The organism is Massilia sp. SYSU DXS3249 (assembly GCF_053668055.1).
Genome location: NZ_JBSIPX010000006.1, coordinates 62,953 through 76,961 on the forward strand (window position 1 = coordinate 62,953; position 14,009 = coordinate 76,961).

The window sequence follows — 14,009 nt, forward strand, 5'->3', positions numbered from 1 at the left end:
GGCAGCGCCCCACAGGCGGCGCCGTCACGCCGCGATTAAAACACGCACATTTTGTTCGCCTCCTCGCGCAACTGCCCGCGGAAGTCCGGGTGGGCAATCGCGATCAGCTCCTGTGCGCGCTGCTTGGCCGACTTGCCGCGCAGCTGGGCCACGCCGAATTCGGTCACCACGTAGTTGACGTCGTTCTTGCTGGTCGTCGCGTGGGTGCCCGGCGTCAGCGTCGGCACGATGCGCGAGATGGTGCCGTCCTTGGCAGTCGAAGGCAGCACGATGAAGGACTTGCCGCCGCGCGAGCGGTTGGCCGCGCGCACGAAATCGACCTGGCCACCGGTGCCGGAATAGGGCAGGTGGGCGATGCTCTCGCTGCCGCACTGTCCCAGCAAATCGACCTGCAGGCTGGCGTTGATCGACATCAGCTTGTCGTTTTGCCCGGCGATATACGGATCGTTGGTGAAGTTCGACGGGTGCATCTCGAGCATCGGATTGTGGTGCATGAACTCGTACAGGCGGCGCGAGCCGAGGGCGAAGGTGGCCACCATCTTCCCGGGCAACAAGGTCTTGCGGCGGTTGGTCACCGCGCCGCATTCGACCAGCCGCAGGATGCCGTCGCCGATCATCTCCGTGTGCACGCCCAGGTCGTGCTTGCCGGTCAGTTGCATCACCACCGCGTCCGGGATGCCGCCGTAGCCGATCTGCAAAGTCGAGCCATCCTCGATCATGTCGGCCACGTACTTGCCGATCGCCTCCTGCACCGGGCCGATGTTTGGGAGCCCGACCTCCAGGATCGGGTCCGTGCTCTCGACCAGCGCCGTCACCTGCGAAATGTGGACGTGGCATTGTCCGTGCGCGAAGGGCACGTTGGGATTGACTTCCAGCACCACGACGCGGGCGCGGGCGATCGCCGCCATCGTGTAGTCCGTGCCCAGGCTGAGCGAAAAGTAACCCTGCGCATTCATGCTCGAGGCCATGGCGAACACGACGTCGCAGGGCATCAGGCCGCGTTCGATGAGGACCGGGATCTCGGAAAAATAGTTCGGGATGAAATCGCACCAGCCGCCCTGGCCGCTGGCACGGGAGGCGCCGCCGAAGAACAGGGCCGCGTGGCGCACGTGGTGGGCGCTGTCCTGGTCGAAATACCCGTACTTGCGCATCGCCAGGATCTGCGCTACGCGGATGCCGCGCCAGCGCGTGCGCTCGTTCGAGAGCGCGGTGAGCAGGGCTGGCGGCTCGCCGACGCCGGTCGGCACGATGATCATGTCGTTGTCGCGCAGCTGCGCCAGGGCGTCGATCGCGCCGACGCGTTTTGCCTGGTAGGCCGCCTGGTATGTCGTCTCGTTTTGCTGGTGCTTCGTCTGCATTGCCGTCTCCATCCTTGTGATGGCCGCCATGCCCTCGGTGCGGGCAGCGTGCCTGCTTGTGCGGCCAGCGTAACGCGCCAAGCTGACACGTACATGACGACAACACGAAGGCCGGGCACAAGCGCGCGCCATCGCCGCCCCTGCGGGCAGATAATCGGGCCATCGGCCTAGTGCCAATCCGCTGCATGGAGGTCCATCATGAAGCACGCCAAACATCCGAAACCGCTTCGGGTCGCGCAGATCGCGCTGGCCCTGCTCGCCGTGCTGGCCGCCAGCACCGCCGCCGGGCAGGCGCCGCAGCGTACCCAGGAGCGTACGCACGCGAGCGGGCAGCAGGCCGCGCCGCACACGCCTGCCGCCCAGCAGCGCCCGCCGGCCGCGACCGGGCCGAGCTATGGGCCGGTGCTGCACCCGCAGACGACCCGTTCCGAACCCGGTGCCCAGCCCGAACAGAGCCCGCAAGCCCAGGAAGAAAAGGCCGGCGCGCAGCCGATGAACCGGCAGCAGGAAGTCGATCCGTCGGCGCGGCCGGCGCCGCAGCCGGTCGACCTCGCCAAGCCGGAAGCAAAGAAGCCGGCGAAGAAACAGGCGGCCCGCAAACCGCGCCGCTCGGTCGAACAGCGCATCGCCAGCGTGCCGGAAGTGCTGCCCAGCCCACCGCTGCCGCCCGCCGCGCCGCCGCCGCCGCAACCGGTGCCGGCGGTCGCCGGCCCGGCCCAGATCAACAGCTGCCTCGGCGGCACCTGCACCGACACCGCCGGCGGCACCTACAACACCGGCGTCGGCAACGCGGCGGTGAACAATGCCGGCCGCCTCTGCACCCGCACCGGCAACACGATGCAATGCTTCTGAACGCTTAGGCACACCCCCGGCGGAACGCCCGTTCCGCGATGCTTTTAAGACAATCGTGGTTTTTTCCCGTAAAAGTTCGCTACAATCCTGCGCGTTGACGTTAACGTAAACGTCAAAACGAAGGCACAACGGGACAACAAAGGAAAACCATGCAAATTCAGAATAATGTGTTCATCGTCACCGGCGGCGCGTCGGGCCTGGGAGCGGCCACCGCACGCATGATCACCGAAGCGGGCGGCAAGGTCGTCATCGCCGACGTGCAGGCCGAAGCGGGCGCCGCGCTGGCGGCCGAGCTGGGCGGCCAGTTCGTCAAGTGCGACGTCACCTCGGAGGAAGACGGCAAGGCGGTCGTCGCCGCGGCGGTCGGCATGGGCACGCTGCGCGGCCTGGTCAACTGCGCCGGCGTGGCGCCGGCCGTCAAGACCGTCGGCAAGGACGGACCGCACCCGCTGGACGTGTTCCAGCGCGCCGTGAACATCAACCTGGTCGGCACCTTCAACATGTCGCGCCTGGCCGCCGAAGCGATGGGCAACACGGAAGCAGGCGAGTACGGCGAGCGCGGCATCATCATCAACACCGCCTCGGTCGCGGCCTTCGACGGCCAGATCGGCCAGGCCGCCTACGGCTCCTCGAAAGCGGCGGTGGCCGGCATGACGCTGCCGATGGCGCGCGACCTGGCGCGCAGCGGCATCCGCGTGATGACGATCGCCCCCGGTATTTTCGAAACCCCGATGCTGATGGGCATGCCGCAGGAAGTGCGCGACTCGCTCGGCAAGATGGTCCCGTTCCCGCCGCGCCTCGGCATGCCGAAGGAGTACGCCCACCTCGCCAAGGCGATCATCGAAAACGTCATGCTCAACGGCGAAACGATCCGCCTGGACGGGGCGATCCGCATGCAGCCGAAGTAATCGCAGGAATATGCCACCTGACAATTTGATGTAGGATGCCAGGGTTACCGGGCGTGCACGGCTGCTTGCCGCGCACGCCCGTTTTGCTTTTGGAGACCCGATGATCAAATTGAAGATGCTTGCCTGCGCCACTGCGCTGCTGCTCGCGGGCGCCGCGCCGGCCCTGGTCCAGGAGGTCGCCCAGCGCGCCCCCGAAATCGCCACCGGCTACGCCGAAAAAAGCGGCTGGGCCGCCCGCAAGTACATGGTGGCCGCCGCCAATCCGCTCGCCGTCGAGGCTGGCTACCAGATGTTGAAGAAGGGCGGCAGCGCCATCGATGCGGCGATCGCCACCCAGCTGATGCTGACCCTGGTCGAGCCGCAAAGCTCCGGCATCGGCGGCGGCGCCTTCCTCATGCACTACGACGGCAAGAAGGTGCAGGCTTTCGACGGCCGCGAGACGGCGCCGATGGCCGCCAACGAACACCTGTTCCAGAACCCGGACGGCACGCCGCTCTCGCGCACGGCCGGCGTCGTCGGCGGGCGTTCGGTGGGCGCGCCCGGCGTGCTGCGCATGCTCGAGCTGGCGCACAAGCAACACGGCAAGCTGCCATGGAAGACGCTGTTCGAGCCGGCGATCCGCATGTCCGAGCGCGGCTTCCCCGTCAGCGCGCGCCTGAACGGCCTGCTGACCTGGGACGCCCACATCCGCAAGGACCCCACGGCGGCCAGCTATTTCTACGACAAGGACGGCAAGCCCTGGCCGGTCGGCCATGTCCTCAAAAATCCTGCGCTGGCGAAAACCCTGCGCGAGATCGCGCACGGCGGCGCCGACGCCTTCTACAAAGGCCACATCGCGCGCGACATCGCCGCCAAGGTCAAGTCGCACCCGACCAACCCCGGCCTGCTGACCAGTACCGACATCGCGAATTACCGCCCCAAGCTGCGCGAGCCTGTGTGCAGCGACTACCGCGTCTATACCGTGTGCGGCATGCCGCCGCCATCCTCGGGCGGCATCGCGGTGGCCCAGATGCTGGGCATGTTCGAGAACCGCGACATGGCCAGGCTGGCCCCAGCCGACGGCGTGCCGGGCGTGGATGCCGTGCACCTGTTCTCCGAAGTCGGGCGCCTCGCCTATGCCGACCGCAATCGCTACGCGGCCGATACCGATTTCGTGCCGCTGCCCGGCCGCGGCGTGCCCAGCCTGATCGACAAGGCTTATCTCGCGCAGCGCGCCGGCCTGATCAAGGAACGCTCGATGGGCGAAGCGCCGGCCGGCACGCCGCCCGGCATGGAAGTCGCCTGGGGCAAGGACAACGCCATCGAAACCCCGTCGACCTCGCACCTGGTGGTGGTCGACGGCCATGGCGCCGGCCTGTCGATGACGACCACGGTCGAAGACGCCTTCGGGTCGCGCCAGATGGTCGGCGGCTTCATCCTGAACAACCAGTTGACCGACTTCTCCTTCGATTCGCGCGACGCCAACGGGCCGATCGCGAACCGGGTCGAGCCGGGTAAGCGCCCGCGCAGCGCCATGTCGCCGACCGTCGTGTTCGACAAGCAGAGCGGCAAGCTGGTGCTGGCGGTCGGTTCCCCGGGCGGCCCGGCCATCATCAATTACGTTGCAAAAGTCCTGGTCGGCACGCTCGACTGGGGCCTGAACGTGCAGCAGGCGATTTCCCTGCCGAACTTTGGCAGCCGCAACGGGCCGACCGAGCTGGAAGCGGCGCGCTTCCCGCAGGCGACCGTCGACGCCCTGAAGGCGCGCGGCCATGCGGTGCGCCAGAGCGAGCAGAATTCCGGGCTGCACGGCATCATGCGCCTGCCCATCCACGGCGAGCCATGGTGGTTCGGTGGTGCGGATCCGCGACGCGAAGGGGTTGCAAAAGGCGACTGAGGCTAGCCGAAAGGCAATAAATCCCCTCTTGGTCGATTTTGTTTGCTAACCTTATGGTGTGGACAGCAAACGAAACCCCGGATCGACGCTGGCCGGAAGTGGTGCATGCCGCTTCCGGCCTGTTTTATTGCCCGCGCGGCCAGCGCAGGGGCAGGGCTTCGCCGTATCCCTACCGGCCCTGCCTGCCCCATGAAGACACTGCTGTTCGCCCTGCTGCTGGCGCTGGCCGGCTGCCTTGCCGCGCCGGCCGCGGCCGCACCGGCGCCGACCCTGCGTTTCGAGCACCTCAGCGTCGAGGACGGCATGGCCCAGGAGTCGGTGTTTTCGATGGTCCAGGACCCCGACGGCTTCATGTGGTTCGGCACCCAGTACGGGCTGTCGCGCTTCGACGGCTACCGCTTCGTCAATTTCCGCAACGTCGTCGGCGACCCGACCACGCTCCCGAACAACTGGGTCAAGGTGCTGCACCTGGACCCGAAAGGGCGCCTGTGGATCGGTACCGACGGCGGCCTGGCGCGCTACGACCCGGCAACCGGGGGCTTCCGTCACTACCTGCCGGAAGAGCCGGCCCGGCGCGGCAACGGCAACCTGCACGTGCGCGCCATCGTCGACGACCGCAAGGACGGCCTGTGGGTGGGCACCGCCGACGGCCTGCAGCATTTCGACATCGCACAGGGCCGCTTCACGACCTGGCACCACGTTCCCGGCAACCCGCAGAGCCTGTCGAGCGACGAGATCCTCACGCTGGCCCTCGACAAGCGCGGCCGCCTGTGGATCGGCAACGAGGGCGGCCTCGACAGTTTTGACCCGGCGACCGGGCACTTCGAGCACCATCGTGGCGGCGCCGGCCGCCGGCCGCCGGTGCAGGCGCTGCTGGTCGATGCCGCCGACACCCTGTGGATCGGCCTGCTCGACGGCCTGGAACGGATGCCGCTGTCGGGTCCCGATACCGGCAAGCGGCGCTACTTCGGCCCGGCGGAGGGGATTCCACGGGTCTGGATGTCCACGCTCTACGACGACGGCCACGGCCAGGTCTGGGCCGGCGCCCACGACGACGGCGCCTACCGCTGGGACGCGAAGCAGGGCCGCTTCGAAGCGCACCGCAAGGTTGCGACCGACCGCAACAGCCTGGCGGACGACCACATCACCTCGCTCTACCGCGACCGTCTCGGCACCTTCTGGGTCGGCACCTGGTATGCTGGCGTCTCGCGCGTCGACCTCGGCAGCGGCGGCTTTGCGCGCATCGTGCGCGAGCACGACGGTCCCGGTGTGCCGGCCGACAACCGCGTGCGCGGCATCGCCGAGGACGGCAGCGGCCGCCTGTGGCTGGCCTCGGCCAACACCCTGCAGCTGTACGACCCGGCGCAGCCGAAAGAGAACGCGTACCGCATCTGGCGCCACGACCCCAACGATCCAAACAGCCTGATCGACGGCTCGGTCAACGCCGTCGTGCGCGACCGCGACGGCATCGTCTGGATCGGTGGGCGCACCGGCATCACCCGCTTCGACGTCGCGGCGGGGCGCTTCACGCGCCAGGTGCTGGTGCCTCGTAATATCAATGCGAACAACGTGCGCGCGATGACGCTCGGGCGCGACGGCGCGGTCTGGATCGCCACCCGCGGCGGCCTGCACCGCCTGGAGCCGCGCACGCGCGCGCTGGAATCCTACACCCACGACCCCAGCCGGCAGTTCAGCCTGTCCGACAACATCGTGCGCCCGGTGCTGGAAGACCGGCGCGGCCGGATCTGGGTCGGTTCGTTCAACGGCCTCGACCTGCTCGACCGTACGAATAAACGTTTCCGCCACTTCCGCCACGACGCCTACGACCCGAGCAGCCTCAGCCACGACGAAATCCATGCGCTACTGGAAGACCGGGCCGGCAACATCTGGGTCGGCACCGCCGCCGGCCTGAACAAGATGATCACGGCCGCCGACGGCTCGGTCAGCTTCGTGCGCTACAGTACGCGCGACGGCCTGGTCGACGACTCGGTCGCCTCGATCCTGGAAGACCGCGACGGCATCATCTGGATCAGCACCACCACCGGCCTGTCGCGCTTCGACCCGGCCCGCAACCGCTGGCGCAGCTATAGCGGGGCGGACGGCACCATCGACGGCGCCTACTTCGACGGCTCGGCCCTGCACGCTTCGGACGGCACCCTGTACTTCGGCGGCTTCAACGGCATCACCGCCTTCGACCCGCGCGCGCTGCGCGACAACGGCGTGGCGCCGCGCGCCGTCATCACCGGCATCCAGGTCTTCAACCGTCCGGTGCAAACCGCGTATCCGCAGCTGCTGGCGGGGCCGGTGGAAAGCGCGCGCGCCATCACCCTGTCGAGCGAGCACTCGGTGTTCTCGCTCGAATTCTCGGCGCTGCACTATGCCGCCCCCAAGCGCAACCGCTTCGCCTACCAGCTCGAAGGCTTCGACCAGGGCTGGGTCCAGGCCGACGCCGGCAAGCGCTTCGCCACCTATACCAACCTCGATCCGGGGCACTACGTGTTCCGGGTGCGTGCGGCCAACAAGGACGGCGTCTGGAGCGACACCCCGGCCGAACTGGCGATCACGATCGAACCGCCGGCCTGGGGCACCTGGTGGTTCCGCACCGGCGCGCTGCTGCTGGTGGCGGGCCTGTGCTATGCAGCCTACGCGCTGCGCGTGCGCGGCCTGTCGCGCCAGAAGGCGCGTCTCGAGCGCCAGGTCGGCGCCCGCACCGAGGAGATCGCGCTGCAGAACCGCCTGCTGGAACGCCAGACCGAGGAGCTGCGCGAGCGCGAGCGCGAAGTGCGGCGCAATACGGTCGAGCTGGCGGATGCCAACCGCGCCCTCTACGAGAACGAGCAGCGCCTGCGCCTGGCCAAGCAGCGCGCCGAGGATGCGGCGCGCCAGAAATCCGAATTCCTGGCCAACATGAGCCACGAGATGCGCACCCCGCTGGCCGGCGTGATCGGCATGCTCGGCTTTGCGCTGCGCGACGAGCGCCTGCGCGAGGGGACCCGCGAGCAGATCGTGCGCGGCCAGGCCAATGCCCAGTCGCTGCTGGCGATCATCAACGATCTGCTCGACTTCTCGAAGATCGAGGCCGGCAAGCTGAGCATCGAAAACATCGACTTCGCACTCGACGCGGCGATCCAGAACGTGGTCGGGCTGTTCGCCGAGCAGGCCGCCGCCCACAGCGTCGGTTTCGCGATCGAGCTCGACGACGACCTGCCGCGCTTCGTGGTGGGCGACCCGACGCGCCTGCGCCAGGTCCTGATCAACCTGGTCGGCAACGCCTTCAAGTTCACGCCGCAGGGGATGGTGACGCTCAGGGTCGAGCGCCGGCCCGAGGACCAGGCGCAGGGGGGAACCCCCGATTCGCCGCACATGATACGTTTTTCGGTGGAGGACACCGGAATCGGTATCGAATCGAGCGCGCTGCCGCGCCTGTTCCAGAAATTCGAGCAGGCCGACGCCACCACCACGCGCCGCTACGGCGGCACCGGGCTCGGGCTGGCCATCTGCCGCCAGCTGGTCGAGCTGATGCAGGGTTCGATCGGCGTCGAAAGCCGCGTGGGCGAGGGCAGCACCTTCAGTTTCGTGCTGCCGCTGCTCGACGGCGTCGAGCCGCCGACCGTCGAGCACGCGCCACGCACGCCGCACACGCACCGCCTGCGCGTGCTGTGCGCCGAGGACTTCGCCACCAACCAGATCATCGCCCGCATGATGGTCGAGGAGATGGGGCACGAGATCGACATCGTCGACAACGGCGCGCTGGCGGTGGCGGCCTGCGCGCGCACGCGCTACGACATCGTCCTGATGGACGGGCGCATGCCGGAAATCGACGGCGCCACTGCCACCCGCCTGATCCGCGCCGGCGGCACCCTCGACGCCACGGTGCTCGACCAGCACCTGATGATCGTTGCGCTCACCGCGAATGCCAGCGACGAGGACCGCGACCGCTATCTCGCCTGCGGCATGGACGCTTTCCTGACCAAGCCGATCGACGAGGCGGCGCTGCACTTCCAGTTGAGCCGGGCGATCGAGCGCCAGCTGCAGCGCGGGATCGAACTGCCCCGGATGACGGCGCGTCCGCCCAGCACCGCCGAGCTCGACGCCATGTTCGGCATCACGGCGCCGGACGACGCCGTCCATGCTGCGCCCGTGCTGCCCGTGCCGGGCCGCGCCGCCTTCCAGAGGCATCTGCGCGCCGCCTTCGCCGCCGACCTGCCGCGCCGCCGCGCCGACCTGCGCGCCGCGCTCGAAGCAGGCGACCCCGAGGCGGCGGGACGCGTCCTGCACGGCTTGCGCGGCAGCGCCGGCCATCTCGGCGCCGCCGAACTGGTGGCGCTGTGCGCCCGGCTCGAGGAAGCGGCCGACGCCGGCCGCCTGGCCGAGGTCAGGGACGCCTTGCCGGGCCTGGAGAACCTGCTCGCCAGCATCGAGCAGCTTCCCGCCTGAGACCGGGAGTTCCGTATAATGTTCTTCAGAGCAATAAACGAAGCACAGAAACCTGAAGGAATGCGATGAAGGTGCTGGTGGTGGACGACGACGTGGTGTCGCGCATGATGCTGATGCATCTGGTCGACAGCTGCGGCAAGTACGAGATCCTCGAGGCCGAGGACGGCCTGGACGCCTGGCGCCAGCTGGAGGACGGGCTGCGTCCCGCGATCACCTTTTGCGACCTGCGCATGCCGCGGCTGTCGGGCACCGAGCTGCTGGCGCGCGTCAAGGCGCATCCCGGGCTGGCCGGCATGCCTTTCGTGCTGGTCTCGGCGGCCAACGACGGCGCGACCATCGAGGAGGCGGGCGCCCTCGGGGCGGACGGCTACGTGCTCAAACCCTTCCGGATCGACAGCCTGCGCCCGCACCTGATGGCGCTCGAAGCGGACGAAGACCCGGCGGCCAGCGCGCGCCGGCTCGGCATCGACGCGGGCCGCCTGGCGCTCTACCTCGACGCGCTCGACCGCCAGCTGCTCGACGCTGGCCCGGCGGTCGCGGCATGGCTGGCGCAGGGCGACGCCAGGCAGGCCGCCGAACGCCTGGCCCGGCTGCGCGGCGGCTGCGCCACCCTTGGTCTGCATGGCGCCGCCGCCCGGCTGGCGCATGCGGAGGCGGCGCCGCGTCCGGCAGTGGCGGCACATGCCCTGGCCGCGGCACGCGAGGCCGTGGCCCGCCAGGCCGGATTGCTGGCGTCAGGCAACTAGCGCCTGCGCGTCAGCGCACCTCCTGTTCGCTGGGCTTCTCCGTCTTCGCCGGCGTACGGTAGGTGATCACGCGGTACAGGTACCAAGCGAGCAGGGCGCCGAAGATGGTTTTCGAGACCGGATCGACGTATTTCGCGACCTCGGTGTACTTGTTTTCGAGCAGGAAGCCGGCCGCCATCAGGATGCCGGTCCAGGCGAGCGAGCCGATGCCTGAATACAGGAGGAAGCGTCCGAGCGACATGTCCGCCAGGCCCGCCGGCACCGAAATCAGGGTGCGCACGGCGGGAATCAGGCGCCCGAACATCACGGTCATGCGTCCGTGGCGCTTGAAGGTGTCAAGCGCGTGGTCGATGTCCTCGGGATCGATGGTCAGCCAGCGCCCATGGCGTTCGGCCAGCCGCTTGAGCCGCTCGCAGCCATACACCTTGGCCGCGTAGTACCAGGGCAGGGCGCCCGCCACCGAACCGGCCGTGCCGGCCAGCAAAACACCAACCAGGTTCAGGTCGCCGCGGGCGACGACGAAGCCGGCAAACGGCATGATCATCTCGGACGGGATGGGCGGGAAAATGTTTTCCAGGGCCATCAGCGCGAAGACGCCGAGGTAGCCGCTCTTTTCCAGGAACCCGGTAATGAACTCGAACATCGCACTCTCCAGGCAAGCACAGGTTTGGCGATCATATACCGGACCCGCGGCCGTGGACGGCACGATGCATCCAGGAAAAACCCGCAGCGCTCCGCTACGGCCGCCTGGCGCGGGGCATTTCAGCCCATCAGCAGATAATAAGCCCCGCCGCAGGTGAGGGCGGCACTCGCCAGGATCAGCGCCAGGCCCAGCAGGGGATAGCCATTGACGGGTGCCGGTGCGCGCTCGGTGGGCGCGCAGGTGTCGAGGGTGTCGCTGATGTGCTGGATGTCGCTGAGGTTGCTCATGTTGCTGGTACGGGTGATGCGCAAGCCTGGCTGTGGAAGCGAAGGGACGACAGTCGTCGGTTCGGCGGCAGGACGTGGGCTTGGGCGGTAAGGAGGAAAATGAAGGTCGTTCGATCCCTGGCGGTTTGCTACCGTCTAGGAAATAATGTTGCGTAAAAGAACACTATATCTTGCTTAGAGTAAATTCACAATCGGCGGGCAATGCTGCTGGTTGGCAGCAGTTTCGGCGCGCGAAAGACAAGCCGCAGCGCACGGCGGCGCGTACTGTCAGTGACTTACGGGAAATGTGGACAACGGGTGCGGAAAGGGCGGGTAACGCAGGCGGAAGGGGAGCGTTGCGCTCATCCGGGTCCTGGATGACCAAGTGGTTGGTCCCCCCGACTGGAATCGAACCAGTATCCCACGCTTAGGAGGCATGTGCACTATCCATTGTGCTACGGGGAGGACGCATGTGCTGCCGGTGGCGGCACGGTAACGCAGGCCGGGCCTGCAGTTCGGCGAGCGGACCCTGCATGTATCGCTGAGCAGGCCGGTATCGTGAACCGACTGCAATTATAGCCGAGGAAAGCGCGTTAATTGGAAGCTTAGTTGAAGCTTAGTTGCTGGTATGCGTGCCGCAATCGGTACAATGGGCGCTTCTTTCACATCCCCGCTGCGCCGCAAGCCCGTCCAGGCATGCGCGGCCGGCTCGTTCACACAGATTATGGCTGTCATTTCCCTCTCGTCCGCGCAACTCGCGTTCGGTCACGTCGCGCTGCTCGACCACGCGGACTTCTCCCTCGAAACCGGCGAGCGCATCGGCCTGATCGGCCGTAACGGTACCGGCAAATCCTCGCTGCTGAAAACCATTGCCGGCCGCTTCAAGCTCGACGACGGCCTGCTCGTCATGCAGCAGGGCATCAAGATCGCCTATGTCGAGCAGGAGCCAACCTTCGACCCCGAGTCGACCGTGTTCGACGCGGTGGCCGCCGGCATGGGCGAGCTGCAAGGCATGCTGGCCGAATACGAGGCCCTGACCGGGCAGTTCGGCCAGGGCGACGACGATGCCCTGATGGAACGCATGCACGTCATCCAGGTCAAGCTCGACGCCACCGATGGCTGGAACCTCGGCAACAAGGTCGATACCACCCTCGACCGCCTTGGCCTTTCGGCCGAAGCAAAGATGGGCACGCTGTCGGGCGGGATGCAAAAGCGCGTGGCACTGGCCGTGGCACTGGTCTCGGCGCCGGACGTGCTGCTGCTCGACGAACCGACCAACCACCTCGACTTCAAGTCCATCATGTGGCTCGAAGGCCTGCTGCGCGAATTCCGCGGCTCGGTGCTGTTCATCACCCACGACCGCAGCTTCCTCGACAACGTCGCCACCCGCATCATCGAACTCGACCGCGGCAAGCTCTTGTCCTTCCCCGGCAATTTCTCGACCTACCAGGAACGCAAGCGCGAGCTGCTCGCCAACGAGGAAGTCGAGAACGCGAAGTTCGACAAGTTCCTGGCGCAGGAAGAAGTCTGGATCCGCAAGGGCGTGCAGGCGCGCCGCACCCGCGACGAGGGCCGCGTGCGGCGCCTGGAAGCCTTGCGCCTGCAGCGCCAGGCGCGCCGGGATACGCAAGGCCAGATCAAGCTCGACGTCGGTACCGGCGAACGTTCCGGCAAGATCGTCGCCGAGCTGGAAAACGTGTCCAAATCGTTTGGCGAGAAAGTCATCGTCAGCAACTTCACGGGCACCATCCTGCGCGGCGACAAGGTCGGCCTGATCGGCCCGAACGGCGCCGGCAAGACCACGCTGCTGAAGATCATCCTCGGCGAGGAAAAGGCCGACAGCGGCACCACGCGCCTGGGCACGAAACTGAACGTGGCCTACTTCGACCAGATGCGCTCCCAGCTCAACGAGGAAGCCAGCCTGGCCGACACCATCGCGCCGGGCAGCGACTGGGTCGAGATCAACGGCCAGCGCAAGCACGTGATGACCTACCTGAACGACTTCCTGTTCGCGCCGGAACGCGCCCGTTCGCCCGTGAAATCGCTCTCCGGCGGCGAGCGCAACCGCCTGCTGCTGGCGCGCCTGTTCGCCAAGCCGGCCAACTGCCTGGTGCTCGACGAACCGACCAACGACCTCGACATCGATACCCTGGAGCTGCTGGAAGAGCTGCTCGAGGAATACACCGGCACCGTTTTCCTCGTCAGCCACGACCGCATGTTCCTCGACAACGTCGTGACCCAGGTGATCGTCGCCGAAGGGCAGGGCCTGTGGCGCGAATACGTCGGCGGCTACAGCGACTGGGAACGCGTCAAGGCAAGCGCGCCGCAGCCGGCGGCAAGCCCGGCCAAGCCGGCGCCGGCCAAGGCCGCCGAGGCCGCTCCGGCCGACACTGCGGCGCCGAAAAAGGTCAAGCTCAGCTACAAGGAACAGCGCGAACTCGAGGAACTGCCGAAGCAGATCGCCCTGCTCGAGGACGAGCAGTCGGCCATCACGGCGCAACTCAATTCGCCCGACTTCTACAAGAACAGCCCGGGCGACGCGCGCCGCATCAACGAACGCTACGCCGAGATCGACGAGCAGCTGCTCGAACTGCTCGACCGCTGGGAACGGATCGAGGCACGCTCGCGCGGCGAAGGGTAATCCTCCGGCGCCACGGGCAACGAACCCATGGCGTCGCATCGTCCACGGAGCCGTTCTCATCGATACGGCCCGTAGGGTGGACGGCTCCACCCTGCAGGTCGCATTCGTGGGGCGCCGGCGCCGTCCACGCGTTCAACCGGCACATGACACGCCGCACCTTTGTTCCCGGCTCCCGCACATCACCGCAACAAGCTTAGCACCCCTTCGATCGCACCTCCCCCGGTACATCAACTCCCCTCACGGAACTCAGGCGTATCGCCCCGAGTCTCATCCCTAGCCACT

Annotated in this window: 9 protein-coding genes and 1 tRNA gene; 6 read left to right on the plus strand and 4 right to left on the minus strand. The window is 67.5% G+C overall.

Annotation, left to right across the window (positions count from 1 at the left end; all coding sequences use genetic code 11):
• Positions 1–35: 35 nt before the first annotated feature.
• Complete coding sequence (locus tag ACWCIA_RS09230; protein ID WP_454162587.1) at positions 36–1,358, minus strand: acetyl-CoA hydrolase/transferase family protein; 1,323 nt, start codon at positions 1,356–1,358, stop codon at positions 36–38.
• A 198-nt stretch (positions 1,359–1,556) separates the two neighbouring features.
• Here ACWCIA_RS09230 and ACWCIA_RS09235 point away from each other — a divergent pair, with 198 nt between their 5' ends.
• The 5 genes from ACWCIA_RS09235 (at position 1,557) to ACWCIA_RS09255 (ending at position 10,177) form a co-directional block, all read left to right on the plus strand.
• Entirely contained in the window at positions 1,557–2,210 is a 654-nt protein-coding gene (locus ACWCIA_RS09235; RefSeq protein WP_454162588.1) for a hypothetical protein, read from the plus strand.
• Between the two features lie 149 nt (positions 2,211–2,359).
• Positions 2,360–3,118: a 3-hydroxyacyl-CoA dehydrogenase gene (locus ACWCIA_RS09240; protein ID WP_454162590.1), complete on the plus strand. Its 759-nt coding sequence runs from the start codon at positions 2,360–2,362 to the stop codon at positions 3,116–3,118.
• 100 nt (positions 3,119–3,218) lie between these two features.
• A complete protein-coding gene (gene ggt, locus ACWCIA_RS09245) occupies positions 3,219–4,994 on the plus strand; it encodes a gamma-glutamyltransferase (RefSeq protein ID WP_454162592.1) in 1,776 nt (591 codons plus the stop codon).
• Between the two features lie 189 nt (positions 4,995–5,183).
• A complete protein-coding gene (locus tag ACWCIA_RS09250; protein ID WP_454162594.1) occupies positions 5,184–9,431 on the plus strand; it encodes a two-component regulator propeller domain-containing protein in 4,248 nt (1,415 codons plus the stop codon).
• Between the two features lie 65 nt (positions 9,432–9,496).
• The gene (locus ACWCIA_RS09255) at positions 9,497–10,177 is read left to right on the plus strand and encodes a response regulator (protein ID WP_454162596.1); all 681 of its coding nucleotides are present in this window, start codon (positions 9,497–9,499) and stop codon (positions 10,175–10,177) included.
• 10 nt (positions 10,178–10,187) lie between these two features.
• Here ACWCIA_RS09255 and ACWCIA_RS09260 read toward each other — a convergent pair whose 3' ends face one another.
• The 3 genes from ACWCIA_RS09260 to ACWCIA_RS09270 all read right to left on the minus strand — a co-directional run bounded on the left by ACWCIA_RS09260 (position 10,188) and on the right by ACWCIA_RS09270 (position 11,551).
• Positions 10,188–10,820, minus strand: coding sequence for a DedA family protein (locus tag ACWCIA_RS09260; protein WP_454162598.1), 633 nt, complete (start codon positions 10,818–10,820; stop codon positions 10,188–10,190).
• Positions 10,821–10,939: 119 nt separating this feature from the next.
• The gene (locus tag ACWCIA_RS09265; protein ID WP_454162600.1) at positions 10,940–11,107 is read right to left on the minus strand and encodes a hypothetical protein; all 168 of its coding nucleotides are present in this window, start codon (positions 11,105–11,107) and stop codon (positions 10,940–10,942) included.
• A gap of 369 nt (positions 11,108–11,476) precedes the next feature.
• A tRNA-Arg gene (locus ACWCIA_RS09270) sits at positions 11,477–11,551 on the minus strand.
• A 259-nt stretch (positions 11,552–11,810) separates the two neighbouring features.
• Between ACWCIA_RS09270 and ACWCIA_RS09275 the strand changes: the two genes are divergently transcribed.
• On the plus strand, positions 11,811–13,727 hold the full coding sequence (locus ACWCIA_RS09275; RefSeq protein WP_454162602.1) for an ATP-binding cassette domain-containing protein: 1,917 nt from the start codon (positions 11,811–11,813) through the stop codon (positions 13,725–13,727).
• Positions 13,728–14,009 lie beyond the last annotated feature (282 nt).